This is a genomic window from Marinobacter sp. F4218 (genome assembly GCF_019443085.1).
GTDB lineage: Bacteria > Pseudomonadota > Gammaproteobacteria > Pseudomonadales > Oleiphilaceae > Marinobacter > Marinobacter albus.
The window spans coordinates 775,704-802,439 of record NZ_JAHZIL010000003.1 but is presented as its reverse complement, the minus strand read 5'-3'; the positions used below and the strand labels follow the sequence as shown (position 1 = coordinate 802,439).

General features: G+C 56.4%; 29 protein-coding genes. 11 read left to right on the top strand and 18 right to left on the bottom strand.

Features of this window, described 5'->3' with window-relative positions; translation table 11 throughout:
* Positions 1–17 precede the first annotated feature (17 nt).
* Positions 18–1,643, bottom strand: a complete 1,626-nt coding sequence (locus tag K0B93_RS07715) for a hypothetical protein (protein WP_219866656.1) — start codon at positions 1,641–1,643, stop codon at positions 18–20.
* A 261-nt stretch (positions 1,644–1,904) separates the two neighbouring features.
* On the opposite strand from K0B93_RS07715, the gene K0B93_RS07710 reads away from it, so the two are divergent.
* From K0B93_RS07710 to K0B93_RS07700, 3 genes are all read left to right on the top strand, one after another.
* Positions 1,905–3,683 carry a DEAD/DEAH box helicase gene (locus K0B93_RS07710; protein WP_219866655.1) on the top strand — a complete coding sequence of 593 codons (1,779 nt, stop codon included), beginning with the start codon at positions 1,905–1,907 and terminating at the stop codon, positions 3,681–3,683.
* A gap of 383 nt (positions 3,684–4,066) precedes the next feature.
* Positions 4,067–4,549: an FKBP-type peptidyl-prolyl cis-trans isomerase gene (locus tag K0B93_RS07705; protein ID WP_219866654.1), complete on the top strand. Its 483-nt coding sequence runs from the start codon at positions 4,067–4,069 to the stop codon at positions 4,547–4,549.
* A gap of 20 nt (positions 4,550–4,569) precedes the next feature.
* Positions 4,570–5,025, top strand: a complete 456-nt coding sequence (locus tag K0B93_RS07700; protein WP_219866653.1) for a metallophosphoesterase family protein — start codon at positions 4,570–4,572, stop codon at positions 5,023–5,025.
* Positions 5,026–5,097: 72 nt separating this feature from the next.
* On the opposite strand, the gene K0B93_RS07695 is transcribed toward K0B93_RS07700, so the two are convergent.
* The 3 genes from K0B93_RS07695 to K0B93_RS07685 all read right to left on the bottom strand — a co-directional run bounded on the left by K0B93_RS07695 (position 5,098) and on the right by K0B93_RS07685 (position 7,149).
* Positions 5,098–5,526: a c-type cytochrome gene (locus K0B93_RS07695; protein WP_219866652.1), complete on the bottom strand. Its 429-nt coding sequence runs from the start codon at positions 5,524–5,526 to the stop codon at positions 5,098–5,100.
* A gap of 225 nt (positions 5,527–5,751) precedes the next feature.
* The gene (locus K0B93_RS07690) at positions 5,752–6,354 is read right to left on the bottom strand and encodes a DUF938 domain-containing protein (protein WP_219866651.1); all 603 of its coding nucleotides are present in this window, start codon (positions 6,352–6,354) and stop codon (positions 5,752–5,754) included.
* A 54-nt stretch (positions 6,355–6,408) separates the two neighbouring features.
* A complete protein-coding gene (locus K0B93_RS07685) occupies positions 6,409–7,149 on the bottom strand; it encodes an NYN domain-containing protein (protein ID WP_219866650.1) in 741 nt (246 codons plus the stop codon).
* Between the two features lie 241 nt (positions 7,150–7,390).
* Here K0B93_RS07685 and K0B93_RS07680 point away from each other — a divergent pair, with 241 nt between their 5' ends.
* A complete protein-coding gene (locus K0B93_RS07680; RefSeq protein WP_219866649.1) occupies positions 7,391–8,155 on the top strand; it encodes a hypothetical protein in 765 nt (254 codons plus the stop codon).
* Between the two features lie 45 nt (positions 8,156–8,200).
* On the opposite strand, the gene K0B93_RS07675 is transcribed toward K0B93_RS07680, so the two are convergent.
* The 4 genes from K0B93_RS07675 to K0B93_RS07665 form a co-directional block, all read right to left on the bottom strand.
* Positions 8,201–8,650, bottom strand: a complete 450-nt coding sequence (locus K0B93_RS07675) for a hypothetical protein (protein ID WP_219866648.1) — start codon at positions 8,648–8,650, stop codon at positions 8,201–8,203.
* 315 nt (positions 8,651–8,965) lie between these two features.
* Positions 8,966–9,505 (bottom strand): pyridoxamine 5'-phosphate oxidase family protein, encoded by a 540-nt coding sequence (locus K0B93_RS07670; RefSeq protein ID WP_285367379.1) that lies wholly within the window; start codon positions 9,503–9,505, stop codon positions 8,966–8,968.
* A gap of 712 nt (positions 9,506–10,217) precedes the next feature.
* Positions 10,218–10,346, bottom strand: coding sequence for a hypothetical protein (locus K0B93_RS19340; RefSeq protein WP_267460727.1), 129 nt, complete (start codon positions 10,344–10,346; stop codon positions 10,218–10,220).
* Positions 10,347–10,415: 69 nt separating this feature from the next.
* On the bottom strand, positions 10,416–11,408 hold the full coding sequence (locus K0B93_RS07665; protein ID WP_219866647.1) for an MBL fold metallo-hydrolase: 993 nt from the start codon (positions 11,406–11,408) through the stop codon (positions 10,416–10,418).
* Between the two features lie 185 nt (positions 11,409–11,593).
* On the opposite strand from K0B93_RS07665, the gene K0B93_RS07660 reads away from it, so the two are divergent.
* The 5 genes from K0B93_RS07660 to K0B93_RS07640 all read left to right on the top strand — a co-directional run bounded on the left by K0B93_RS07660 (position 11,594) and on the right by K0B93_RS07640 (position 16,781).
* A complete protein-coding gene (locus K0B93_RS07660) occupies positions 11,594–12,910 on the top strand; it encodes a ferric reductase-like transmembrane domain-containing protein (protein WP_219866646.1) in 1,317 nt (438 codons plus the stop codon).
* A gap of 293 nt (positions 12,911–13,203) precedes the next feature.
* Positions 13,204–13,362 (top strand): hypothetical protein, encoded by a 159-nt coding sequence (locus K0B93_RS07655; protein WP_219866645.1) that lies wholly within the window; start codon positions 13,204–13,206, stop codon positions 13,360–13,362.
* A gap of 323 nt (positions 13,363–13,685) precedes the next feature.
* Complete coding sequence (locus K0B93_RS07650; RefSeq protein ID WP_219866644.1) at positions 13,686–14,510, top strand: substrate-binding periplasmic protein; 825 nt, start codon at positions 13,686–13,688, stop codon at positions 14,508–14,510.
* Positions 14,511–14,606: 96 nt separating this feature from the next.
* Positions 14,607–15,071 carry an AtaL-like protein gene (locus tag K0B93_RS07645; protein ID WP_219866643.1) on the top strand — a complete coding sequence of 155 codons (465 nt, stop codon included), beginning with the start codon at positions 14,607–14,609 and terminating at the stop codon, positions 15,069–15,071.
* Between the two features lie 138 nt (positions 15,072–15,209).
* Complete coding sequence (locus K0B93_RS07640) at positions 15,210–16,781, top strand: inorganic phosphate transporter (protein WP_219866642.1); 1,572 nt, start codon at positions 15,210–15,212, stop codon at positions 16,779–16,781.
* Here the strand turns inward: K0B93_RS07640 and K0B93_RS07635 are convergent.
* From K0B93_RS07635 to K0B93_RS07615, 5 genes are all read right to left on the bottom strand, one after another.
* Entirely contained in the window at positions 16,759–17,004 is a 246-nt protein-coding gene (locus tag K0B93_RS07635) for a hypothetical protein (RefSeq protein ID WP_219866641.1), read from the bottom strand. The two genes, K0B93_RS07640 and K0B93_RS07635, sit on opposite strands and share 23 nt — an antisense overlap.
* A 42-nt stretch (positions 17,005–17,046) precedes the next feature.
* On the bottom strand, positions 17,047–18,855 hold the full coding sequence (locus tag K0B93_RS07630) for a Na/Pi cotransporter family protein (protein WP_219866640.1): 1,809 nt from the start codon (positions 18,853–18,855) through the stop codon (positions 17,047–17,049).
* Entirely contained in the window at positions 18,852–19,343 is a 492-nt protein-coding gene (locus K0B93_RS07625; protein ID WP_219866639.1) for an MOSC domain-containing protein, read from the bottom strand. The genes K0B93_RS07630 and K0B93_RS07625 overlap by 4 nt, the downstream gene beginning before the upstream one ends.
* Before the next feature lie 23 nt (positions 19,344–19,366).
* Positions 19,367–19,570: a hypothetical protein gene (locus K0B93_RS07620; protein WP_219866638.1), complete on the bottom strand. Its 204-nt coding sequence runs from the start codon at positions 19,568–19,570 to the stop codon at positions 19,367–19,369.
* An 84-nt stretch (positions 19,571–19,654) separates the two neighbouring features.
* Positions 19,655–19,840, bottom strand: coding sequence for a hypothetical protein (locus tag K0B93_RS07615; protein ID WP_219866637.1), 186 nt, complete (start codon positions 19,838–19,840; stop codon positions 19,655–19,657).
* A gap of 229 nt (positions 19,841–20,069) precedes the next feature.
* Between K0B93_RS07615 and K0B93_RS07610 the strand changes: the two genes are divergently transcribed.
* Positions 20,070–20,513 carry a cupin domain-containing protein gene (locus tag K0B93_RS07610; protein WP_219866636.1) on the top strand — a complete coding sequence of 148 codons (444 nt, stop codon included), beginning with the start codon at positions 20,070–20,072 and terminating at the stop codon, positions 20,511–20,513.
* Positions 20,514–20,542: 29 nt separating this feature from the next.
* Here K0B93_RS07610 and cls read toward each other — a convergent pair whose 3' ends face one another.
* The 5 genes from cls to K0B93_RS07585 all read right to left on the bottom strand — a co-directional run bounded on the left by cls (position 20,543) and on the right by K0B93_RS07585 (position 24,778).
* A complete protein-coding gene (gene cls / locus K0B93_RS07605; RefSeq protein WP_219866635.1) occupies positions 20,543–21,955 on the bottom strand; it encodes a cardiolipin synthase in 1,413 nt (470 codons plus the stop codon).
* Positions 21,956–22,168: 213 nt separating this feature from the next.
* A complete protein-coding gene (locus tag K0B93_RS07600) occupies positions 22,169–22,771 on the bottom strand; it encodes an NUDIX hydrolase (RefSeq protein ID WP_219866634.1) in 603 nt (200 codons plus the stop codon).
* A gap of 168 nt (positions 22,772–22,939) precedes the next feature.
* The gene (locus tag K0B93_RS07595) at positions 22,940–23,146 is read right to left on the bottom strand and encodes a cold-shock protein (protein ID WP_070964605.1); all 207 of its coding nucleotides are present in this window, start codon (positions 23,144–23,146) and stop codon (positions 22,940–22,942) included.
* A gap of 318 nt (positions 23,147–23,464) precedes the next feature.
* Positions 23,465–24,133, bottom strand: coding sequence for a glutathione S-transferase family protein (locus tag K0B93_RS07590; RefSeq protein ID WP_219866633.1), 669 nt, complete (start codon positions 24,131–24,133; stop codon positions 23,465–23,467).
* Positions 24,134–24,256: 123 nt separating this feature from the next.
* Entirely contained in the window at positions 24,257–24,778 is a 522-nt protein-coding gene (locus tag K0B93_RS07585) for a hypothetical protein (RefSeq protein ID WP_219866632.1), read from the bottom strand.
* Positions 24,779–25,035: 257 nt separating this feature from the next.
* On the opposite strand from K0B93_RS07585, the gene K0B93_RS07580 reads away from it, so the two are divergent.
* Positions 25,036–26,628: a BCCT family transporter gene (locus K0B93_RS07580; RefSeq protein WP_219866631.1), complete on the top strand. Its 1,593-nt coding sequence runs from the start codon at positions 25,036–25,038 to the stop codon at positions 26,626–26,628.
* Positions 26,629–26,736: the final 108 nt, after the last annotated feature.

Here is a 26,736-nt window from a genome sequence, read left to right as displayed (position 1 = left end):
CTCCCGCCCGGACGCGCCTAGCTTCTCCCTGCCAGCATCTGTATTCGTTTGATCGAGCCGCGCTCTGTTTCCGGGGCTGTCTCCAGCAGTCGACGGGCCCACTGCCCGGCGGATCCGGTATCGCCGCCCAGATCGGCCGCAAGGGCCGCTCCTTCCAGGGTGTTATACCGATTCGGCCAGGTTTGATCGGACTGCTGATAAGCGTCGAGAGCTTCGGCCGGGCGATCCAGGGCGAGTAACAGATCGCCAAGAGCCTCGTAGGGGGGGAGCAGGGTTCCGGGGCTGACCGGATGCTTCTCGACACTGGCTTCCAGCTGCCCGGCGGAACGCATCAGTTCGATGGCACGGTCTGGTTCACCCTCGGCCTGCGCAATCCACCCGGCAAGAATCCTCCGATCCACCTCAATGTAGGTCGAGAAACGCGGATCGGCAGCGGACCGGGCGGTTTCCGCCAGAGTCTCTAGGCGCTGTTCAGCCGTGCGGGCGGCTTCCAGATCACCGGTGTGGACGGCCCCAAGCCCGCGTGCAAACCAACTCAGAGCCTCGGGCCAGGGGAACATGTCCCAGTTAACATAGTCGACCGCACGAGGGGTAATGGCGGCCGCCGCTTCCCAATCCCGCTCCTCAACGGCCAACCTTGCGGGGATGGATGCCAGGTGGAAGGCGCCGGGGAAATTGGCCTGGTGTGGTCCGTTGGCCTGGGCGGACTCCCAGACGCTGCGTGCCGCGCTGTCTTCACCCCGCTGGAGGTGGCCATAGACCAGATAATCAAGGGCATGAATGTAGTGGAACGACGTGGCGCCATCGACCTTGTGATCGACCGCCACGTCTGCGGACTGCTGATTCCATTCGATCATCTGGGGCCAGTCACCGAGCCGCACATAAATGTGAGACGGCATGTGCAAGGCATGGGGAACGCTGGGGGCTATCCCGGTATAGGAGTCCACGATTTCAGTGGCGTTCCCAGCTCGGCCATCGGCATCCGTGGCATGTATGGAGTAATGCACGGCCCCGGGATGGGTGGGCTCGGCCTCCCAAACCGCACGCAGTACCTGTTCTGCTTCGTTGTACAGCGCCTTGCGGTCTTCGGCGGAAAGCGCCAGCGTCAAGCGGGACAAGGCATAAAGGGTAGCGACGTTAGCGTCGTCCGGGAAGGCCTGATAGGCCTGGTCCATACCCTCAATCCAGCCGGCCAGCCGCTCCCGGACCTGGTCGGTATCCGGCTCGAAGAACGCAGCGGTAGCGTCTATCAGCAGCCGTTCACGCTCATCTTCGGCAGCGTCACGCGCTTGCTGGATTTCCTGGCGACCCAGAGTGATATCCTCAGCAGTCGGTGTTGTGCCCCATAATGGCTGGAACAGCGATGTGGCGACACCCCAATGGGCCATGGCACAGTCGGGATCGGCCTGGATAATGGCGCTGAACTCGGCGCGGGCCTGGGTGTACATCATGTGATGCATCAGGCCCAGTGCGTGATCGACGTCAGCGCGCACACCGTCATCACAGTCGGCCTGAAAATTGACGGTGCCGACGTCATCCCCGGCGCTATGAGGATGATCTTCATTCATGGTGTCCTGATGTGCCAACGCGGGAGGGATAAAGCTCAGAGTAACCGCAAGTACTAAGTAAGAGATTGTGTTCATGACATGACTCCAGTGGACCGTATTGGTGGTGGAGCCGGCATGTCTACTCCGGTCAGAGTCTGAATACGAACTGCCAGTTACTGGCTCTGCATGCGCAGCTTATCACCTCAAATTTAGTCCTTTCGTGGCTGATTTAACAGCTACAGGCCTACTACGGGTGATGAAAAAACCGGGACAGATTTATTGATGCCTCACAGGCAACGGCAGCTGCATTTGCTAGTATGACCGCCTTCTCCTCCTGATAGCGATTAAGCACCACGAATGAATGCGCCTTTCAAGCTGCGGCCTTACCAGCAGGAAGCGGTCGATGCCACGCTAAACCATTTCCGCAAGTCGGATGAATCCGCCGTTATCGTGCTGCCAACCGGTGCGGGTAAAAGCCTGGTCATTGCCGAGCTGGCCCGACTGGCCCGCCGCAAAATTCTGGTGCTGACCCACGTAAAAGAGCTTGTGGAGCAGAACCACGCCAAGTACCAGAGCTATGGATTAGAAGGCGGCATCTTCTCCGCCGGACTGAAGCGTAAGGAAAACCGGCATCAGGTAACCTTCGCCAGCGTGCAGTCCGTATCGGCGAATCTGGATCAGTTCCGGGATGAGTATTCGTTGGTCATCATCGATGAGTGCCATCGGGTCAGCGGTGAGGAAACCAGTCAGTATCAACGGATCATCGAGCTGCTACGGCAACAGAACGATTCCCTCAAAGTGCTCGGGCTCACCGCCACCCCCTATCGCTTGGCCATGGGCTGGATCTACCGCTATCACTACCGGGGCTTTGTTCGCGGCTCTGGTGAAGAGCAGGATAAGCCCTTCCAGCACTGCATCTACGAATTGCCGTTGAGCTACATGATCAGTCGGGGATATCTCACCAAACCCGAGTTGGTGAACGCGGCGGTGGCGCAATACGATTTCTCCGCGCTGGCTCAGGATCGCTTTGGCGAATACGCCGAGAAGGACGTCAACCAGCTGCTGAGCAAACACAAGCGTGTGACCCGTGCCATCATTGAGCAGGTGATGGAGCTGGCCACTGAGCGCCAGGGGGTGATGATCTTTGCGGCCACGGTGGACCATGCCCGGGAGATCACCGGCTATCTGCCGGAAAACCAGACCGCCCTGGTGACCGGCGCGACCGATCTGAAAGATCGGGATCTGCTGATCCAGCGCTTCAAACAGCGGCAGTTGAAGTATCTGGTGAATGTGTCCGTGCTGACCACGGGCTTTGATGCGCCCCATGTGGACTTCATTGCCATTCTTCGGCCTACCCAGTCGGTCAGCCTGTATCAGCAGATTGTGGGCCGCGGGCTTCGTCTGGACGAAGGCAAGCAGGATTGTCTGGTGATTGATTACGCGGGCAACAGCGTGAACCTGCATCACCCGGAAGTGGGGGAGCCGAAACCGAACCCCGATAGCGAGCCGGTGCAGGTGTTCTGCCCGGGCTGTGGTTTTGCCAATATCTTCTGGGGTAAATCAGACAGTGACGGCCGCGTGATCGAGCATTACGGGCGCCGTTGTCAGGGACTGCTGGAGCCTGCGGAAGAGGGTGAGAGTGCCTTGCAGAACGAGCGTCCTGAACAGTGCGATTACCGTTTCCGGTTCAAGGAGTGCCCGCACTGCGGTGGCGAGAATGACATCGCGGCCCGTAACTGTCAGCAGTGTCGAAAAGCCATTATCGACCCGGATGATCAGCTACGAGATGCCCTCAAACTCAAGGACGCCATGGTAATCCGCTGCGCCGGCATCACGTTAAGTGTCGCCGGCAGCAAGCTGAAGATCACCTACCACGGCGAGGATGGGGAAGAACTCAGCGAGTCGTTTGATTTCAGCAAGCCGGCACAGCGCACCGTCTTTAACAAGCTGTTCGGACGTCGTTTCGCCAACAGCCAGGCCCCGAAAGCGTTCAGCAGGGCGGATGAGGTGCTTGAGTTGCAAGCCTTGTTGTCGGCACCGGATTTTGTGATAGCCCGCAAGCAGAAGCATTACTGGCAGGTGCAGGAACGGATCTTTGATTATCAGGGTACTTATCGAAAGGCGAATGAAGCCTAAAGTGCCCAAGTGACCGTCAACTCAGCTATCATGCCTCCCGACCGCACAGAAAGGATTCTGTGTTCTTCAAGCAAGGAGAGGCTGATTGCCGGAGTGCGAAATGATTAAGCCTAGTTGTTACAGCTGTCGGAAAAAATTTGAGCCATCGGCGCTGAGGGTTTCCTACTCCAAAAACTACTGTGAGGGCTGCGGGGTGGGGTTGTTTGGTGAGGATTACTTCAGTTTCACCAGAAAGCCCTCCCCAACTACCCGGAAGAACCTGGCTGTCCATTTTTCAGTGCTGCTTTTCGGGGTTGCCTGCTTTTCGTTATGGTTTTTTCTCCCCTGAAGTCGGCGCCGCTGCCGGCTATAATGGCGTACTTTAAACCGTCGCAGAGAACCCTATGCCAATCGAAAAGAACCAAGTCGTCATGTTTCACTACAGCGTCCGTGATGATCAGGGCAACGTCATTGAAGACTCCCACGGCGGCGAGCCGAACGCCTACCTGCATGGCCACGGCGGCGTTATCCGGGGCCTGGAAGAAGCCCTGGAAGGTCGCGATGCCGGCGATACGTTCAGCGTTACCGTCACTCCGGAAAAAGCCTACGGTCCGCGCAAGGACGATGCCCTGCAACGTATGCCAATCAAGCATCTGGTCGGTGCCAAACGCTGGAAGAAGGGCATGATCGCCCAGGTGCAAACCGAGCACGGCCCTCGCCATGTGGTTGTCGTTAAGGTCGGCCACAAGTTTGCCGATGTCGACACCAACCATCCGATGGCCGGTAAAACCCTGACCTTTGATATCGAAATCCTTGAAGTCCGCGCTGCCGATCCGGAAGAGCTGGCGCACGGCCATGTGCATGGGCCGGGTGGGCATCATCATTGAGGAATTAAGGGGGCGTAAACATGCAAATCGGCGTCATCGCAGACACCCACAGCAAGATGCGCCCCGAAGCCCTTGAGGTATTGAAGGGCGCGGACGTGATTCTTCACGCCGGTGACGTCGGGCGCGACGAGGTTATGGAAGCGCTGGAGTCCATCGCGCCGGTGGTGGCGATTCGCGGCAATATCGACACAACAGGCCGTGCCGCGAAGCTTCCCGATGTTCAGGATCTGGAATTCCTCGGCCACGCTTTCTACATGCTCCACGACGTCAAAACCCTCGACATCGATCCGCAAGGCCGTTATCGCGTGGTGATCGCCGGCCATTCCCACAAACCCCGTAACGAGTGGATCGGCGACGTGCTTTATTTCAATCCCGGTGGCGCCGGGCCCCGGCGTTTTACCCTGCCGATCACGGTAGGGCGGCTGGAAGTGAGCGAAGACGGCGTGGCGGGTGAAATCATCGAACTGCCGGTTTGATCAATCCGGCCCGCAGCGTCAGTTCAGTTTCGATCCAGATTTGTCTGCACTCTCAATCAGCCAAGCAGCGGCTCAATGTGAATGTTCACCGAGCAGATAGTGAACCAGCGCATTCAGGCTTTCTTCGGACATTCGCCACCGTGGCATCGTATCGTCTAATGGCTCCCCGTCGGGACCGATGCCGTTCACGATGGCGTCTTTAAGCGATGATTCGTCGTAGGATGCATGGTCGTGGCCGTCGTTATGCTCTTGCTCCAGTGCCTCTTCCGTTAAAGCCGGAGCCACCACCCAGAATCGAGGCCACATGATTGCGCCGCCTTGCTTGTCCGCACTGTGGCATGTGGCACAGCTGCCACCATGCATCTGCATATGATGGTGCCCACCCACAGGACGGATCCGCTCACCGGAGTTTGAGACGCCGGTAAAATAGAGGCGTTCCCCTTCACTAGTAAAGCTACTGGGAGCGTTCTCGACGCTGTCCCAACCGCGATTGGTATCCATGCATCCGGAAACTCCCACTGCGACCAGGGCAAGCCCCACGAAACTCCCGATCCAATTGTATTTCACTGTTTCAGTTACCCCTTTTGCCTAAGGAAATGCTCGATGCCCAAATTTTTGCGTATCGTAACTCTGGACTGGGCGTGATAGAGAGCAGAAGTCGTGAATCGGGCCAGGTCTGTGGTGCGACAACAAGGAGAACCTGAAGATCAGCCAATGGCTGTAATCTCATGGCATTCGTTGAAACACGAGTAGCCGGTTGTTGGCAGGCATGGGGTGATTTTCGGCAAGCGTCATCCCGGCCGATTCCGCCAGAGCGCTGAGGTCCAGCAGGTCCCGGATGCCCATATGAGCGGCCTGGGATCTCAGGTGCTGATCAAAACGGCGGTTGCTGTCACTCGAGTATTCGCCACGGTTATTGAACGGGCCGTACAGGCAGAAGGCACCGTCCTCTGGCAAGCGCTCACCGATACCCCGGAACATCTGTTCGACTTCGCTCCAGGCCATGATGTGCGCGGTATTTGCGGAGAAGGCCCAGGTGAAGGATTCAACGGGCCAGTGGTCAGTACCAACGTCCAGATCAATGATCGGTAGAATATTGGGTAGTGCGGCCCGTTCCAATCGAGGGCGACTTATGTGTGTAGCATCGGGATGGTCGGTCGGTTGCCACTGCAGGTGGGGCATGGCCTTTGCGAAATGCACGGCGTGCTGTCCAGTGCCTGTCCCCACCTCCAATACTTTGCCCGGTGCCTCAAAAACCTCACGCAGTCTTCCCAGGATCGGGGCTTTGTTGTTCTCGCAAGCTTGAGAGAAGGGCAGGTTGGTCGTCATCGAGTCATACTCTCCTTTCTTTGAACGCCATGAAAACCGGGACAGATCTGCTTTCTAGGGGCTTTTGATGTAAAAAACGTTCTTGTCCCGGACGCTCATCTCGAATAATTCACTGGCGCGAATGAGGTCACTCAGCTTTTTGTACCCGTAGTTCACGGGGGAGAAAGAGCTGTTGTTGGAAATGTACTGGCCAACCTTGCCGAGATGCGCCCAGCCATCGTCATCAGCCGTTTGTTCCACCGCCGTTCTGAGAGTCCGCACCAGAATGGTGTCACCCCGCAATTTGTTGCGGCCCCATTTGGTTTCCACAGTTGGTTTGGGCGCACCTTCGTCGCTGGCGCTATCGGTTTCCTCACTGCTTTCGCGCAGGTTCTCTGTGTAAATAAATTGGGAGCAGGCGTTCACAAAGGGCATGGGAGTTTTGCGCTCGCCGAAACCGAATACCGGTAGCCCGGCCTCGAGAATGCGCATGACTAAGGGCGTAAAGTCAGAGTCGCTGGTCATGAGTGCGAAGGCATCGACATTTCCGCTGTAGAGTAGATCCATGGCGTCGATGATCATTGAGGCGTCAGTGGCGTTTTTGCCAGAGGTGTAGGCAAATTGCTGAACTGGCCGAATGGCGTTCGCGTGCAGTTTTTCGATCCAGCCACCCAGTTGCGGACCATTCCAGTTGCCGTGGGCATGGCGTACGTTCACTGCACCGTACTTGGCAAGTTCCTGAAGCACTCCTTCAATCGATTGGTGGCTGACGTTGTCACAGTCGATGAGGAGGGCGATTTTGTAGTTAGTGTTCATCTTCTCTGAGCTGTCCCTGTCTTGGATGGTTCATTGCCATGTTAGCAGTAATAAAAACGGGACAGCTTTATTTTGGATCGAAAATCAGGAGTCGGTCTTCCTCGTTTACACCAAAAGCGAGAGTGGCATGAAATTTCTGAGCGCCTTATTTTTACCTCAGGCAAAAACGCGGAAGTGAAGATGAGCCGGTGTTTTGGTGTTAAATTGATAGAGCAGAAACCCTTTTGGGGGAAGGTCTGTCATGTCACTCCAGAACAAAAAAATGAGTTTGCTGAACCGGACATTTATAGGTGGCTGCAAAAGGATCTTTAAGCCAATTTTTCGCCGATCCGCCCGTCAGGTTCTGAAGGGCCGGCTACTGGATCTTGAAGAGCCGGAAAGGGGGCGGTGGCTTGAGTCAGATGTAAAAGAGTATCTCAAGCAAACATGGACTCGGTCTGACTTGCTGATGTCAATTGCCGAACTCGATCATTTGCCTACCTTTGGCAACCGTCTTACCGTATTTCTCTCAGTAATCACGACAGCCGCGTACCAGGAGATGATGGCCCGCGGAGTGCCTTCGGAGTATGCCAAAACACTGGTGGGCGATCTGGGCTGGAAGGTTTATAACTGGATGCTAACGGCCGTATCTATGCCTTTTCGTGTCACTAGCCGCAATCCTGCAAGGCGCATGGAGAGGGTTCTCCGGGCGCTAATGGTTTTCCCGTTCAGCGCGCCGGGTGCTCCAGGTTATGAAGTGAAAGTATGGACGGAAGGAAGCAATACCCATACGCACTGGACCCACTGCCCACCGCAAACCTTTGTTCGTCGCGTCATCGAATTGAATGGCGACCAGGGCGAGCTCGATGCCTTCTTTAAGTCCTGGTGTCTTTATGATTGGCCGGGCGCGGATGTAATCGCCAACGACGGTCAGCACGGACATTACACTCGCCTGCATACCCTCTCCAGAGGCGGTTCGGTTTGCGATATGTGCTGGCATGGTTGTGCGAAGTCTGGAAAGGAGTGAACGTGAAAAGCGGGCTGATCGACTCAGCCCGCTCTCAGCTTTACCTTACTTTACGGGAAGCAAGGGACACTGGAAGTAGACCGGCGGGCCGTCCGGAAAAGATCCCGGAGTGATGACCAGGTGACCCATGGCTTCGTGATAGTCGATGTCCTCATCGGAGGTCAGAACCGGCACGATGCCATGATACATAAACCCGGGTCCGGTCCATTCTACAGTGTGTGTGAACCAACGGCCCCCATTATAGGCCGGATTGCCAGGCGCTGCTTCGGAGACTGGCAGCTGACCTTCCGGGTTATTGGAATTGGTCACCACATAGAGGGCGTCAAAGGATTGAACGTTGTTGGTCCCGGGGGCCGGCAAGGTGGTGGTTCCTTTGGTGCCCCAGACTTCGCCATCACCCCAAAGGGCGGGCATGAAATTCGGCTGGCCGGGGTCTGCGTGAGCCAGACTGGTCATGAGAAAGCTTCCCAGTAAAAGCAGAGCGATACGTGACATGGTGGATTCTCCTTGGCAGTATATTTGTCGCGTTTTGCCTTCCAGCCCGCAAGATTTCCAACGGACTTAGTTTAGCTTCTGCCATCCCTAACGAGAGTTCCTCATATAACGATAACGACGTGATCACCATTTCATAACGACGATGGTGTTTGCGGCATGCAAGCCCTGAAAAAGGAGATAATGGACAATCAGAACACCAGCTGTTCCATCTTGGCCAGAAACCGTTCACGTCGGGGATTCGATTTTGCCAAAGCATGGACTCAAGCCGAAGTAATCAGCGTTTCCTCAGATATCTCCGGCTACCCGATTAATAGATTACTTGAGTAATCCCGTAGGCTTGCCGTCAAGACTCAAGGTGTTGTTCTCTTCCTGATACTCCCTCATTCCCTCTGAGCCAAGGCGATCAGCCCATTTAATGAGTGTTTTGCGCTGACCAATAAAATCATAAAGCGGCACCCCATATCCGCATGATGTCAGCACCAAATCTACAGAAAGGTCATGGATTTGTCGCAAACCAGGCGTATCGGGGAAAAGCCTATATAGTTCATCCCATTCTGAGTTTCTAGGGTGTACCGATGTTGCTTTCCCGTATGCCCTTAAAATTAAAGGTTTCCGATCAAACGAGCACCACATCAAAGTCATGCGAGGGTTTTCAAGAAGGTGTGCCGCTGTCTCATTCTCAGCGCCCGTAAGATTGAGCCAAACAATTCGATTGGGGCCTAACACTCTGAGCGAATCCATTCCTTTCGGAGCAATATTCACTCGTCCTTCGTGAGCAGCAGTTGCTACGAAAAACATCTGTTGCTTCTCAATAAAACTACGATGTCTCTCGTCAATCCCTTCAAATCTCACCACCTAGGTCTCCTTTTTGCCACTACTTTTAACACCAAGGGCATCCGCCTGCCGCGCTTGCGATTTATTATTCGGGAATAAGCGTATCACGGACGCAGCCCTGGTCCGGCCAAGCCGTATCATTCTGCGAACCCAGCTTGGCTTTCAATATGCTATCCAATTAATAGCGCTATTTTTAAGATAGTGGCAGCGTCTTAACAAAAGACCAAAACACCTTTACCGACTCAGGCACCTCCTGTTTCTGCAACCTTGGAAATGATGGATTCGGGCGGCGTGGATAAATGCCTCATTTCCGCATGGGCGGCTCCGGGAAAAATGATGATATCCAACGACGAGGTCGCATCTTTTGTGGAAGAGGCACCAGAACGGCTAGTAAGGGTTCTACCCTGGTTGTGGGATTTGCCTCCTACTGATCGCAGGTTTTATCCGGTGTACACAGCCTGCGCCGAACTGGGCATACCCTTCTGCACACAGATCGGCCACACCGGCCCCCTAATGCCCAGTGAAGTAGGGCGTCCGATCTATTTGGACCAAGTGGCACTGGATTTCCCTGGAAATATCCAAGGAAGAACAAAACGTAAAAATGCGAGAGCAGTACATTTCGCAACGCTGCCATCACCGGTGACAGAACTGCAGCGAAACGGAGGTGACCTGCGCGCCAGCTTGGCCAGGGAGTTGCCCGCCAGAGCGGTGCCATGAACCAGGGGCAGGTCAGTCAGTGGCTGCAATCGAAAGCTATTGCCTGAAAACCAGCAGCCGGTTGTTGGCTGGCATCACGCAGTCTCTCCAGGATCGGCGCTTTGTTGTTCTCGCAAGCTTGAGAGAAGGGCAGGTTGGTCATCATCGGGTCATACTCTCCTTTCTTTGAACGCCATGAAAACAGAGGAAGCCAGCGCGGTGTTTTTCACGCCAATTATTGCGGCGACCACACTTCCCCGTGGTGCATCACCCGGAAAGCCGACTCACTGATGCCCTTGCTCTCCAACGCCAGCCGCAGTCGCCGGGGTGGCTCGTCCATGGGTTCATCGGTCAGCACGAACGTGCCCCAGTGCATGGCTACCGACTGGCGGGCGCCGATATCCTGGTGAATCTTCACCGCCTCTTCCGGCGCCACGTGCACCGGGGCCATGAACCAGCGCGGGTCGTAGGCGCCGATGGGTAGCAACGCCAGATCAATGGGCGCAAACAGCTCGCCGACGTCGCGAAAGACCTGGCCATAACCGGTATCGCCGCCGAAATAGAACCGAAAGCCGTCCAGTTCGAGGAGCCAGCTGCACCAGAGCGAGGTGTTGGTGTCGGTGGCGGTGCGTCCGCTGAAGTGCTGGGTCGGCAGGCAGAACACTTCGTTTTCGGTGGCCAGGGGCGTCGATTGCCACCAGTCCAGTTCCACCAGGTTGTGGACGCCGCGCTTCTCGAACCATGGTCGAAGCCCCATGGGAATACAGAAGCAGAGGTCATCCCCGAAGCGTCGGTGCAACTTGCGCACGGTTGCTTCGTCGAGATGGTCGTAGTGATTGTGGGAAATCAGTACCAGGTGGATCGGCGGCATTTCGGCCACCGTCAGGGCCGGCGGCGTGAAGCGCTTGGGCCCAACCAATTGGAAGGGACTGGCACGGTCTGACAACACCGGGTCGGTCAGTACGTTCAGGCCCCGATACTGGAACAGAAATGATGCATGCCCCAGCCAGGTCAGTTGTGGCTCTGCCGGCGGGTTCAAGAGTAAGTGGCCATCCGGACGCAGCAGCGTGTAGCGTTTACCCTGCGGGAAACGGCGGCCGGGGGCCAGTTGCCAGCGCAGGAAATCCCCCAGTCCATGGCGGGGCACGGGCTCCAGGTTTCGATACCTGCCCCGGTGAAAGTGGGGCTCCGCGGCAAGGGCGGCGAGGCGTTCACGGTCGATGGTCATGGCTGGAACTCATCTTCATTTTCGGGTGCCGGGAGGCATGCGTCAGGGAAGTTGCCTCTGATGATTGAGGGCTACAGTAAAACACATCCTGCAGGGTCAGGGGCGGTGTTCGTTGCGGCCGCGTTGCCAAGGGCTCAGGGGAGAGCTAGATTGAATGGCCAGAGGACGTGAAACAGGCTGGACGGATGAAGCCACTGTTTTTGATCGTAGTTTACCTTGTCGCTGTCACATTGCCGTTGGTTTTGTCCTCCTGGGTCGGAGGGCCGCCACGCCAGTTCCACCAGGAACTGGCATCGGGCCTTGGCATTCTTGCCTTTTCGATGGTCCTCGTGGAGTTCATTCTGTCCGGCCGTTTCAAGACCATTTCAAATGGCGTCGGACTGGATGTGACAATGCGGTTTCACCAGATCATGGCGCGCACGGCACTGGTTTTTGCACTGTTGCACCCGTTTCTGTACCAGGGGACGCCGTCAGGTGGTCTACGCCCGTGGGACCCCACGCGCGAACTGACGCTCACGAGCGATTTCTCCGCTCTGTCGACAGGCATTGCCGCGTTTCTGCTTCTTCCAAGCCTTGTGCTACTGGCGATCGGTCGCACCCAACTGGACTACAAATACGAGACATGGCGCCTGTTACATGGTATCGGCGCGCTCCTGATCGCGGTTCTTCTGTTGCATCACACCGTGTATGCAGGGCGTTACGGATCGCAGCCTGTGATGACCTGGGTGTGGCTGGCAATGACTGGAGTGGCGGTCGGGTCACTCCTGACGGTTTACCTGCTGGTTCCCCTTCTGCAGAAGGCCCGACCCTGGCGCGTGACCTCCGTGGTCCGGTTGACGCCAAAGCAATGGGAAGTGACGGTGGAGCCAGACGGTCATCGTGGTCTTGATTACAAGGCCGGCCAATTCGTCTGGCTAAATGTGGGGCACACCCCCTTCTCGATGAAAGAAAATCCGTTCTCCATCTGCTCAGCGCCGGCGGTTGGACCCGAAATATCCTTCATGATCAAAGAGCTTGGCGACTTCACACGAACAGTTGGCCAGATAAAAGACAGAACGGTCGCCTATCTTGACGGCCCTTATGGCAATCTTTCTGTCGATGGTCGCGCAGAACCCGGGGTCGCTCTCATCGCGGGTGGCGTTGGCCTTGCTCCCCTGCTGGGCATACTCAGGCAAATGCGCCTGACCGGCGATTCGCGCAAGGTGAAGCTGATCTACGGAAATCGGATTGTTGATCAGATTGCCTATCGTGAGGAATTGGATGAGGAGCTGGGTGCGGAGGACGTAGTCTATGTGCTGTCAGAACCGCCAGAAACCTGGCACGGAGAGACAGGCTTCATAGATGCAGCGCTGATAGATCGCGTCTTTTCAGAGAAAGAGTTCAGCGAATGGGTCTTCGTGATGTGCGGACCGGCGATCATGATGGATATCATTGAAGATCACCTGATTAAGAACGATACGCCCTCTCACCATATCCTATCGGAGCGGTTCAACTATGACTAATCCAATCAGGCGGTTGAGCCAGCGGCAACGGGTTTCTTTGATAATCTGGGTTCTGAATATCACGTTATGCCTGAGCCTTTTCGTTTTTGTGTTGCGCTGATTCATGGCTTTGCATTTCCCCGTAACATTCAGGCATCCGATAAAAAGGTTTTTCAGAAATATATTGTGGCTGGCAGATGAGGCAGAGACTGCCTTTCCAGCTTGCGACGCTTACGCCAAACAATTTAATTCTATTTCGGTTATTATGGTTGTTTGAAGTTGGTGAATAAGCCGACAGTTACCTGGAGATCATAATGAGCAAGAAACTCGAAAAAGTTACGTTAACGTCTGCCGCAATTGAGGAGCAGACTGCTGCTTATTTAAAGTCGGGCGGTGCCGTTGAGTATGTAGGCAAGGGTAAAAGTGGACAGTTCGCGTCCCAGAATTCAAAGCAGGTTAACGCGAAAAAGTAACAGGGGCAGATTGATCTGGCCCCGATTTAAATTAAAGATTATCCCGAATATCTTCTGGTGCATTCGAGTCGTGTCGGACAAGACGAAGACGACCCTTTTTCAAGAAAGGGTATAAGACTCGAACCTGGCCGATCAACCGAAACCGCTCTATCTTGCGAGGGTCTCCCCGGCCTTCGGTTTTCGGATTTTCCCCACTTATTGTCGGATTCAGCGATGTGACTTAGTCTGTCGGTGAATTGAACCCTGGCCTTACAGTACTACCCTTAGAGATTCGAGGGGTGTTTGGCTTTTAATTGCGTGCTCCAAGGAGAGGCAGCAAAGTAATGAGAATTGCCGCTAAAACTCTCATATGGACGTTATGGGCAGTGGCGGTTTCGCCTGCCTGGCCTGAAACTCAGGCGAGGGGATCACTTACCGTCTCGGTTGCTGCACCCGCCTACTGGTGTCCGTACGCCTGTGACGTCACAGGACCACGTTCTGGCTTCACAGTGGACATCGCCCGTGCCGCGCTTGAGTCCGAAGGGTACAAGGTCGTGTACGAAAACCTGCCCTATGACCGGGCACTTTTTGAGGCAAAGCGGGGGCGTGTTGACGCCATAGTGCCTGCGTTCAGGGCGGAGGCCCCCAGTTTTATTTTTCCCTCCTACGCGGTTTCTCTGACCGAATATTGCTTCTACGTCCCGCAGAACGAACCACACCGCTATCACGGCCTGGCTTCACTCGAGAACATGCGGTTCGTGGCCACTTCGGGCTACAGCTACGGCGCCGAGATGGATGCTTATATTTCTGATAATCAGGGCAAGCGCGTCACCCTGATAGGAGGCGGTGACGTATCCAATCGCCTGCGAGAGCTGGTAAGAAGGGAACGCTTCGATGCATTGCTCGATGATCGGCTTCTGTTCGAATCCAGTCAGAACCGCGAGGGTCTTCTGAATGCCGGCTGTCTCGACGAACGCCATGCCGGTTACCTGGCACTCTCCCCGGAAGACCCGGACCGATCAAGTGCCATTGCCCAGGCCTTCGAGCGCGGTTTCAAGAAGCTCCAGGAGAACGGGCAGCTTTGCAGGATTCTGGAAAATTACGGGTTAGGCAGCGATGCCGTGCCCGGCCTGGGCGGGGAGTACTGCCCACCCACCCATCGTCGTTAGTCGTTTGTTCCACGGTGGTAGGCGAGCTGCATCTTTTCGAAAGGTCTTGTGGCTGGCACGGTGTCTGATAGATGGCATCACCAAGCAGGAGGCCAAATGACGTTTGAGCACATCGTTCAGATAAACGACCTGACGAAGCCAGAGCTGCCGATCCTGACCCGATTCCAGATCTGGGAAGGTTTGGTACTCAGAGCCCGGCGCCCGGACAAGTTCCTGGTAGGCGTTGAAGAGTATGAGATTCTTGAGCAGGAACCGGCCTACATGAAACGGTGCCTGCAACTGCCAGGGCTGCAGATAGTCGACGAAGTAAGGTTTTTACCGGAGTCGAGAATCGAGTACCGAACTCTGCCAACCGATGCGGTTCCGGCGGCAACGCTTGTCATGGATATTGAAGAGCCCGAACCGGAATCGATTTTTATCCGTTTTCGATATTACTCAGCCAGCATCGAGAACGAGGGCGATTCGATGCCGTATGACCAGTTTCTCCAGCAGGCCTATGTGCTCACCGATATTGAAACGGTTCAGATCATCCGGGAGCTGGCGGGGACTGGCGCGTTCTGAAGCTAGCTGGGCACCGGTTCCTCTGATTTGCGCAAATCCTTTCGGGCCTGAGTACCCTGGGCCGAGCCGGCCCCGATTGTGTGGCTTTGGGCTACATTGTATTGGGGTGAACGGTTACTCACGGATGGCAGCGCAATCATGGAACTGGAACAACTCAATGCCATAGAAAAGGCGACTCGTTACGGGCGTGCCGAGGTTTTTCGGATCGGCGTGGCGGTGATTTTCCTTGCAGGGGTCATGTTGTATGTCCGCTCGATCGGGGCTGATGCTCCGAACATGGTCATCCTGGTGGCGGCGGCGATGATCGGCGGGTACATGGCGATGAACATCGGTGCCAATGATGTTGCCAATAACGTGGGGCCTGCCGTCGGGTCCAAAGCTCTGACCCTGGCCGGGGCCATCGCGATAGCGGCGATCTTTGAGGCCAGTGGTGCGCTGATAGCGGGCGGCGATGTCGTCAGCACCATCAAGAAGGGGATTATCGATCCTGCGCTGATCGGAGATCCCGATACGTTCATCTGGCTCATGATAGCCGCGCTGCTTGCCGCGGCGCTCTGGCTGAATGCGGCCACCTACGTCGGGGCGCCTGTCTCCACGACCCACTCGATCGTCGGCGGTGTGATGGGCGCGGGTATAGCGGCGGGCGGTGTGGACATAGTGGATTGGAGCCAGTTTGGCCAGATCGTCGCCAGTTGGGTTATATCGCCGGTACTCGGTGGGGCCATCGCAGCACTTACCCTGTACCTGATAAAACGCCGGATCACCTACAAGCGTGAAATTGCTCAGGCCGCCAGATACAACGTGCCTCTGTTCGTCGCAATAATGGCGGGGGTCTTTGCTACGTATTTAGTGATAAAGGGGCTGGGCAAGGTCGTCGACATCGGGTTACTGCCTGCTATCGGATTCGGCGCGCTCATTGGCATCATCGTATGGCGGCTCACAAAATGGCTTGTTACCCGTCCTTCGGTCGAGGTGGAAAACAGCAAAGCGGGAGTCGACAGTCTGTTCACCTCACCGCTTATTTTTTCGGCTGCACTTCTGAGCTTCGCGCACGGGGCGAATGACGTTGCGAACGCGGTAGGCCCGCTGGCGGCGATCAATGAAACCATCCTTCACGGCGGCGTGGTGGCACAGGCGGCGATCCCTGGCTGGGTGATGTGGGTGGGGGCACTCGGGATTGCCCTCGGCCTGGCACTGTTCGGCCCCAAGCTCATACGCACTGTCGGATCGGAGATAACGGAGCTCGACCGCATGCGTGCCTTCTGCGTGGCCATGGCTGCGGCGGTTACTGTCATCATCGCAAGCCAGCTGGGCCTTCCCGTGAGCTCGACCCACATTGCCATAGGGGGCGTGTTCGGCGTGGGCTTCCTGCGCGAGCATCTTAAAACTACCTATCGCGAGAAGATTGCCGAGATTGAGGTGCGCCATGCCGGAGAGGACCGGGAAAAAGTAGAGCGCGTGCTGAAGGAATTCGAGGAGGCCTCATTCGAAGAAAAAGGAGAAATCCTCAAGAAGCTCAAAAGCACAGATGGCCGCTACGCACCGATCTCGAAAAGCGAACGTAAGAGTCTGAAAAAGCTTTACAGGCAGGATCTCGTCAAGCGTTCCGCGGTTTTGAAAATAGTGGCTGCCTGGCTGATCACGGTTCCGTTATCGGCACTGCTGGCGGCTATGCTGTTCTTTACCATCAGGGGGATGCTTCTGCCATGAGCTCCCGCAGCTTGGCCAGTTGTGCCTCGACCACGCGCAGGCGAACCTCGGTCTGGGCGGGGGTTTCCTCGGGTGAGCCGGAGCTCAGTCGTTCGCGGTATTTCGCCTGCTTTTTTTCCAGCGCCTGTTCGAGTTGCGTCAGGTCCTTGAGCTTCAGGGCCTTGCCCTGGTCGTGTTCGCCCAGAACATCATCGAGCTTTGCTACCAAGTCCTTGAAACCCATTGTCCGACTCCGCCTTGGTCCGGGAGGCATTCCCGTGATGCGTCAGATGTTAACCCCCGCCTGACCCTCATCGCTCACTGACAATGCCTCGGTGGTTCGGGCAGCGTCCACATCCGTGGCCGTAAGGAGCTCGCGTGTACCTGTCAAAATAGCATCTACGGTTTCGCTGGCATAGGCAGAATCATTGAGCAGGGACGTCGCCATGGCGGAATCAATCTGCTTTGTGCCCAGAAGTTTCGTAACCCGCGCGACCATGGATTCGCGGTCCACTCGCGCACTCACAGCAATCTCGTCGAGCTCCAGTATGGCCGTGCTGGCGTCGTCAAATTGGCCTTCGTAAAGTCGATGGGTTTCGCGCAGTACAATCGCGACCCTGAGGCGCAGATCATTGTATTCCCGGCGGATCGCCGCGTTATTGGCAGCCAGGTAGGTCGTGAGGTTCTTGCGCAGGTGTTTGACGTGCTTGATGGCTTCCACCATCTCGGCAGCGGCGTGCTGCAGGCGGTAGAGTGATTCGGTGGAACTGCCCGGGGACATGCGCGTCATGCACCCGGAAATGAAGTCGAGGATGGCATTGTAAAGACGTTTGACGCGCTGCCGGTATAGCAGGTCAATGTCGATGTCGATGCGCTCCCGGTTATTGTTGATCATCGCCCGCAGGTCATCGCAGTTGCAGATCTGTTCGCGGTGAAGGTGAAGGCCATGGGCGAGGATGACGAAGGCCTGGTCGAACAGGTGCCAGACCTCCCTGCGAACTGCCACGTTGGCGCTATCGGGGGAGTCCATCGCAGCGGGGTTCAGGTATCTCGGCTCGGCCGCAGCCTCTTCCGGCCCCTCCGGCAACCAGCGCTCCAGCGCGCGCGCCAGCTGGGAAATCCGTGGCAACATGACGGCGACACCCAAGCAGTTGAACAGGGTGTGGAAGACGGCGAGCTTGACGGTATAGTCATCGTCGGCGATCGACATGAGCGCCGACAGACCGTCGACGGACCAGCGCAGGGGCTCGACCAGCACCAGGGCCATCGCCGCCGTCGCCAGGTTGAAAAAGAGGTGGGCGCCTGCCAGGCGCTTGCCGGCGATGTTTGCGCCTAGGCCGCCGATCAGGGCGGTTACTGTCGTGCCGATGTTGGCACCGATCGCCAGGGCCAACGCGTTCTCGTAGGTAATCTGGCCTGTGGCCAGGCCGGCCAGGGTGAGGGCCAGCGTTGCGTGGCTCGATTGCATGATGACCGTCGCGAGAATTCCGAGCCCCGTATAAACAAGCAGTCCGGTTATACCCGTTATCGCGTATGCGCGCAGATCGACTGCGGCCTGGTAGCCTTCGAACCCGTCCTTCATGAAGTCGATGCCGAGAAACAGAAACCCGAGGCCGGCCAGAATCGCACCGGAGGCTTTCAATACGCGGGAGCCCTGGAAATTCAGCACCACGCCGAAGACGAGCATTGGCAACGCGAAGGCCGAGAGACTCATTTTCATGCCGATGGTGGCGAACAGCCAGGCCCCGGTTGTGGTGCCCAGGTTGGCCCCGAAGATGATGCCGATGCCGGTGATCAGCGGGAGCATGCCGGCGCTGAGGAACGATATGGTGATCACCGATACCAGGGAGCTGGACTGCATGATCGCGGTGCTGACAATGCCGAAACCGAGACTTTTCGGAATCGTGTCCGTGGTCCGACGCAGCACGCTCTCCAGGAATCCGCCGGTAAACTGGCGAAACCCGTTCTCGAGCGACAGCATGCCAAACAGGAAGATCGCCACCCCGGCCGCCACCTGCTTGAACTCGGGGCTGGCCCAGAGCGCAAGGGCCAGAAGTCCGAGTAGGGCAGCGAGGACGAGACGGCGGTAGTTCATGGCAAGGCCTGCACCAGGTCACCAAGAGTCAGCTCGCCGCCTTCAACCACCCGCGTCGTAATCCCTCCATGGCCGCGCATGGCGTTGTAACCGCCCGGCCCAAGCGTCGTCTCCATCTTGCTGCAGGGGTGACAAAGCCCCGTGTACTCCAGGATCACCCCACCGATCCGGAAGGTTTTGCCTTTCAGGGCATGCAGGTTCAGGCCGGAGACTACAATGTTGCGCCGGAAAACCTCGGGGCCAATGGCCTCCCGATGCAGGCAGGAGGCAATCGCGTGCAGGTGTTCTTTCTGGATCAGGGTTACCTGTCGTTTGCTGGTTTCGCGGCCCTTGAACCGATCGCCTTCGAGGCCCTTGCCGGGGCTGACTGTCACGCCGTCGAGTGACTGCATGGCCTCACCACGGGCGGGGCGGATACCAATCCATTCCACCCGGCCGCATTGGGGGAGGGTGTCCAGCAGAGTTTGAAGGGGAGTCGCGTCGGGCATGGGAGATCGCTTTGAAGAATTGCTCAAAGTTCAATGAACCGCGGGGTCAACATGAGCGCAACCCCGACAGCCACCATGGCCATGGTATTGGTCACGAGGTACGGATAAAGAATCAGCGCGAGACCGCACCAGCGGGCGACCATATTCGACTGCCTTCGCCCGTAAATGAAATAACCGATACCGATGGAGCTGAAAATGAGCCCCCAAATCAGGGTCGCAGTTTCCATAGCGTGAATGTCTCCGGCAGAAAAGGCCCTACCTTAATCCGTTACGGGCCTACTTCACAGACGTTTAACTGACCCGGAATCAATTCAGTGACGCGGATTATTTTTATCAGGGGATGACTTATCGTCGGATGCGTTGTCGTTCGATGTGAGGTAGAAATCTTTTTCCTCGAAGGTTTTCATATCCGGATCTTCGATGTTGTTCCTGCGCCGGCCCTTATTAAGCCAGTAGGCCAAGCCAGCGATAATAATGATCAGTATGATCCACTTCATGCCCGATTCCTCCGCACGGTGATGTATCTCCTATTCAGGCCTTGGCGGGGCGATTCGTCAACCAAACCGGGATAGATTTATGTACGTTTTATCCGCTACCCGGCCTAAACTGAAACTATGGCGAGTCGCCTTTGAGTGAGATTTTCTGAGGCGTCATGGCCCTGACATCACTTCCAGGCTCAGCGCCATGTCCCGAGAGGGCGATAGGTGGCCGAGAAGGAGCACACCCATGAACCGACACTCCATTATTGTTAAACCGGGTGATTATGATCGTGCGTTGAGTGTTGTCGGCACGAACATAACCGTTCTGGCGACCAAGCAGGATACGAAAGGGCAAGAGTTTACCTATCAGTCCGGAGAGAGCGGCATGGGGCCGCCCCCGCACAGTCACGAATGGGACGAGGCGTTTTTTGTGATCAAAGGGAGTGTTGATTTCACTTGCGATGGGAAGCAGGAGACGTGTTTGCCGGGTACCCTGGTTTTTGTACCTGGCGGATCGGTTCACTCGTTCCAGTACGGGCCGGAGGGCGGCGAAATGCTGGAAGTCACCGGAGCCGGCAGCCTGGCAACCCAGATGTTTACAGCTGTCGACAGAGAGGTTTCTCCGGGGCCGCCGGACATTGAAAACATCACGGAGGTGCTGGCCAGGAACGGGGTTTCGTTGCACCTGTAGAACAGCCGGGCCGGAATTTTCACTATTCCCTACAGCACGGGCGACGCCAGCCTCGATAGCTTAACGCCCAGCCGCCACCACAGGGGCCGATCGTCCAGACTGTCGGGATCGATCGGCTCTGCGTGGGCAAAGTCTTGTTCGAACATGGCTTCCATCTGGGTGGCGAATCCCTCATCCACGATCACGGCAGCCACCTCGAAGTTGAGGCGGAATGAGCGGTTGTCAAAATTGTGGGTGCCGACGCTCGATACGCGGTCGTCGACCAGCATGACCTTTTCGTGAAGAAAGCCGGGCTGATAAGCGTAAAAGCGAATGCCGAGCCCGCGCAGTTCCTCGATGTAGTGGAATGCCGCGAGGTAGACGGGCAGGCTGTCGCCTTTGCCGGTGGTGATGATCCGAACGTCGACGCCGCGAAGGGCGGCCAGCTGCAGCGCTTTCATGACTGCCTCATCCGGAACGAAATAGGGAGCCGACAGCCAGATGCGCTCTCGGGCGGCGCTGAGTGCCGAGACAAAAAACAGGCTGGCCTTCTCCAGGTGCCCGGTGGGCGCAGTGGGGAATATCATCACCTGCTGATCGGCGTTGGTGGCCGGTGTCGGTGCCCATTCCAGTTCCGGGATTTCCCGGGTGGCCCAGTACCAGTCGGAGAGGATCGTCAGTTGAACCTGGACCGCTGCGGGCCCTTCGATCTTTACGTGTGTGTCGCGCCAGGGGCTTAACTCCGGGTCGAGCCCCAGGTATTCATCACCCACGTTGTGGCCGCCAACCCAGGCCTCGCGGCCATCGACCACCACCATTTTCCGGTGATTGCGGAAATTGAGCTGGAACCGGTTTCGCCAGCCCTGGTTGGGTTTGAACGAGCTGACCTCAATGCCGGCGGCGCGCATGTCGGCCACGTATGTGTCGGGCAAATCGGAACTGCCGACTTCGTCGTACAACACCAGAACTTTTACGCCCGCACGGGCCCGTTCTGCCAGTGCGTCCTTGACCCGCCTTCCCAGGCCATCGTCGTGGATCATGTAGAACTGGAACAGAATATAACGTTCCGCCCCGGCGATTCCCTCAAGGATACTGTCGAAGGTGGCCTCGCCATTCACCAGCAACTCCACGGCGTTGCCTCTGACGAGATAAAGTTCTGATAGCCGGTGAACGGCGTTATACCAGGACGGGGCCTGACTCTCGGGGATCTTCCACGCCGCGAGTTCCTTGCGGTACCCCTCAACAATCTGGTCGATTTCATCGGCGCGTGCTTCGTACGCCTCTGCCATGCCCTCGAACTGGTTCCTGCCGAACACCGCATACGCCGGAACGGCGACAAAGGGCATGGTGACCAGAGATACAGTCCAGGCCACCGCGCCCGTGGATGTGCGGGTCGTCAGGGCAGCATGCATGGCCATGATGATGCCCACGACATAGAAACTGGTTACCAGAAGTCCGATCATGCTCTTTCTTGATAGTCTCACTTTGGCTGCTGCTTAAGTGTTGGCGAACGCCGGGTGTTTCGGCCCGAAGGCGCATGGAGTGGAGCAATGTGTTGCTTTGCCTGCTGCTTTCACGTTCATTGTGGGGCAGGTCAGGGCGGGCGGTGCTAATTACGAGTTAAGTCCATAGGGCTGAGGAATGCCAACCAAAGCCGGGGGATAATCTGTGCCCTTTTATTCTTGTTTCGATGTGGTCACAGCGTTGTGCGAACGGTCCCATGCCAGGAGTTCCTGCAACATGCTGTAACTCAGCCCCCAGATGCAGTAGCCCTGATATCGGCAACAGGGCATTTTCAAGGTGCCGAACGGCGTGCGCCAGGGCAGTCGGCTCTGGTTCTCCCTGGCGGCGAGGTAGTTGAGGGGCACCCACACCGTTTGTTCGACTTCGTGGTTCAGCAATACAGATTGCGGTCCCCGCCATTCGTAGACGTAGGGTGTGACTACCATCGGTCGCCAGCGGCTGTGTTGGCGGGTAACCAGGTCAGAAAGCCGGGCCTGGAAGCGGCCATGGCGTACCAGGTCGACTCCGGTTTCTTCGAGGGTTTCCCGTTCGGCGGTGGCTCGGGGTGTGGCATCCTCCGGTTGCATGCGGCCTCCGGGAAAGGCCATGTCTCCGGACCAGGGATCACCTTCCCGACGGGCCCGCTGGATGAACAGCAGCTCCACGCCACCATCGTCAGCCTGTCGGTAGATCAAGGCCACGGAGGCGCGGGCGAGGCGACGACGGAGAGGTAATTTGTGAGGGCGCAGGGAATTCGCCCAGTGTTTGGAGGCCACGGCGGTTTGTCCTTTGCTGTCAGTCGGAAGTCTACTCTGGCTAGAGTAAACCCGATCCGATCATGTCAAAGCAAAACCGGGACCTGTTTATTTCTCGTGTGCCATAAAATCTGGCAATAAAAAAGGCAGCCCAGAGGCTGCCTTTTCAATCACGTTTTTACCTGTTAATTACAGGCCAATAACGTTCTCTGCCTGTGGGCCTTTCTGGCCCTCGGTCACGGTGAACTCAACTTCCTGGCCTTCGGCCAGAGTCTTGAAACCGCCACCCTGAATAGAGCTGTAGTGAACAAAAACGTCCGCACCGCCTTCACGAGTAATAAAGCCAAAACCTTTTGCTTCATTGAAGAACTTAACGTTGCCTGTAATGGTAGACATAATATATATCCTGATATTGATCATTAGTGTGCCGCCAAGAGATCGTTGTGATCTTTGATCAGCGATATGCGGGAAATAAAAAAACTGGCAGGATCAAAAACAGGACAACAGGTGTGAAACACAAAAGGTCTTATTCGTGAAATGCTTTGCTAAATCTTTCCAACGAACGAGACAGTACGCTAATTAACAGGTACTGCATAGCTAAGTTTTTAATTATTTTTATAACTCCTTACAATCCCGGCGAACCGGGGCATATTTATTCGTTGCTTTTCAGGCTCTCCCATCCGGGAGTTGGTATTTTTTGATACTTTCAAAGACTCAGGCGAAGTCGTATCCCCCACCTTTCTCAAGGCCCCTCTGGTACGCCGGCCTGGCGTGTACCCGCTCCACCCAGGCGCTGATGTTCGGCCGGTCCTTGCCGACGATACCCCGTGCCACGGAGGCTTCCAGCGGGAAGCTCATCTGGATATCCGCCGCGCTGAGGTTATCGCCGAGAAACCAGGTGTTTTTCGCCAGGTGGTCTTCGACGAAATCCAGGTGCGTCTTGATCATCGGGCCGATGAAGGTTTCCGTGGTTTTGTCGGCAATGCCCTTGGCCACCGGTTTGATAAAGAACGGCATCGGGCTGGTTTTTACCTTTTGGAAAACGAGGCGCATCACCAGCGGCGGCATCAACGAGCCTTCGGCGTAATGCAGCCAGTAGGTGTAGTCCAGCCACGCCTGACCACCGGTTTCCGGCAGCAATGTGTCCTTGCCATAGGTGTGGGCAAGGTATTCGATGATGGCGCCGGACTCCGCTACCACCAGATCACCGTCGGTGATCACCGGGGATTTGCCCAGCGGGTGAACTTTCTTGAGGCTTGCGGGCGCCAGCATGGTCTTGGGGTCACGCTCGTAGCGCTGGATCTCGTAAGGCACACCCAGTTCCTCCAGCATCCAGAGAACGCGCTGTGAGCGGGAATTATTCAGGTGGTGAACCGTAATCATGAAGAAATTCCTTTGGAATCAGAAAAATGAGCAGGTTAGCAGAGTCGTCTGCAAATGGCTCCTCGGTTCAGGACCATCATGCTATATCTGCGGCCTCACTCCCTCGGGTTCGCCATGCCGTAGTCACTCCATATGGTTCCGTCTGAACCAATGCTGAATCTCTACTGCCTCTAATTCCAGTCCAGTCATGTCGAACACACCAATATTGACATGTTCATACTGTACTTGAACGAAGTGCACCAACTCGTGCGCAAGACTGTCGAGTCTGCTCGTTCCAAAAACCACGATTATATTTTCTCTGGGGAAGTAGCAGGAGCAAATGATATGGAACCGTTCTTCATTTTCTCCCAGCCATGAGTTGAACATACTCGCTGTCACGTCAAGGTCGGTTAGTAGCAGTGGCGCCGGAACTTCATCGCTGAGCCTTACCCCCATTTTTTTTGCGACAATCAGTAATATGTCGTGACTGTACTGCCTGAAGTCTGAAATCTCCCTGATCTGCATGCCCGGGAAGCGCTCTGCAACGTCGTCATTGAAATCAGCTTGTTCCAGGGCTTTGTCTTCCGCAAAAACAACAGCCGTCAGCAGAATAAGGGCAATCCCTAAGGCAATAGAGAGCTGAATTCTTTTGTCATGCTGTGACATAGCGCTGGTGAGAGCCTCGCAACGATAATTGCCCAGAGATAGCGGGCAGATGGAGATCGCGTAAAGCGTGATCGGGTGGGGGCCTTCTAGAGTATAGGCCTGGATTTGCGGTCACTGATTTGGGGAGAGTCAGTCGCCTATCGACGAGGTTCGGGCGGAGGGCGCCTTTGATTCTTAGAGGTCAAAATATTAGGGTGGCATCAGGGAGGTTCACTTTCAAACAGGCTGCCAGACCATGCGGCCGAGGAGGCTTCACATTGGGTGACGTCGCTATAGATGATTATCAGACCGATTACGTGGCGGGACAGGACAATATCGCCCGGTTCGGTTTCGATATCCACAACATCGTGTTTCCGTTAACGGCGCTGCTGATCGTTGCGTTTGTTGTGGCTACGCTGATTTTCCCGTCCGGAGCGAAAGAGCTCCTTGATAGTGCCAAGAATGGTGCGATCGCGATCTTTGACTGGGGGTTCCTCCTCAGTGCAAACCTGTTTGTTCTTTTCTGCCTGGCGCTGATTTTCATGCCGGTGGGCAAGATTCGAATTGGCGGTGTCGACGCCAAGCCTGAGTTTTCCATGATGTCGTGGTTTGCCATGCTGTTTGCTGCCGGTATGGGCACGGGGCTGATGTTCTGGTCGGTCGCCGAGCCGGTTGCCTATTACACCGACTGGTATGGCACGCCCCTGGGGGTGGAGCCAAACACAACTGAAGGCGCCCGTCTGGCGATGGGGGCGACTATGTATCACTGGGGTCTTCACCCCTGGGCGATCTATGCCATTGTTGGCCTGTCGTTGTCGTTCTTCGCCTACAACAAGGGGCTTCCGTTGACGATCCGCTCGGCCTTTTTCCCCATCCTGGGTGATAAAGTGTGGGGCTGGCCCGGCAATGTGATTGATACCGTGGCCGTTCTTGCGACCATCTTCGGGCTTGCCACCTCGCTGGGCTTCGGGGCCCAGCAGGCCGCATCCGGACTGTCCTACCTGTTCGATATCGAGGGTGGCCTCAGTGCTCAGATAGGCGTAATCGCGGGTGTAACCGCGGTCGCAACCTTTTCCGTCATCCGCGGTATCCATGGTGGTGTGAGGTTGCTGAGTAACGCCAACATGGTAATGGCAGGTCTGCTGCTGGTGTTTGTGATATTTGCCGGGCCCACGCTCGCCATCTTCAACTGGCTCTGGGACACCACGGTTTCCTATGCCTCCAACATGGTGGCGCTGAGTAATCCGTTCGGGCGTGAGGAAGATACCACCTGGTTCCATGGCTGGACGGTGTTCTACTGGGCTTGGTGGATTTCCTGGTCGCCGTTCGTGGGTATGTTTATCGCACGGGTGTCGAGGGGCCGCACGGTGCGTGAATTTGTTACCGCGGTGCTGATCATTCCCACGATTATTACCGTTTTCTGGATGAGTGCGTTCGGCGGCAGTGCCCTTGACCAGGTCCGCAACGATGTCGGGGTGTTGGCGTCCGAGGGGCTGACCGAGGTGTCTCTGGCGATGTTCCAGGCACTGGAGAACATTTCGCTCTCGGGGCTAACCTCGTTCATCGGTATTACGCTGGTCCTCACGTTCTTCGTGACGTCTTCGGACTCCGGTTCCCTTGTCATCGACAGCATCACATCGGGTGGCAAGATTGATGCCCCGAAAGCCCAGCGTGTCTTCTGGGCGGTTACCGAGGGCTCGATTGCCGGTGTCCTGCTGTTTGTGGGCGGTGAACAAGCACTGAATGCCCTTCAGGCAGGTGCCCTGAGTGTCGGCCTACCGTTCACCCTGGTCCTGCTGGTGATGAGTTACAGCCTGTTCAAAGGCCTGCACCACGAGCGCGGCCTGCTGGTTGCCGAAGGCAAGATGTGATCCGGGAAAACCGGAGCGGTTTATCGCCTCCCCGATTGAACCTGCTCCGGTTTTCCGTTAAATCTACCGCCTCGCACACTGCGAAGTCAGTCCCTTTAACTCACGAAC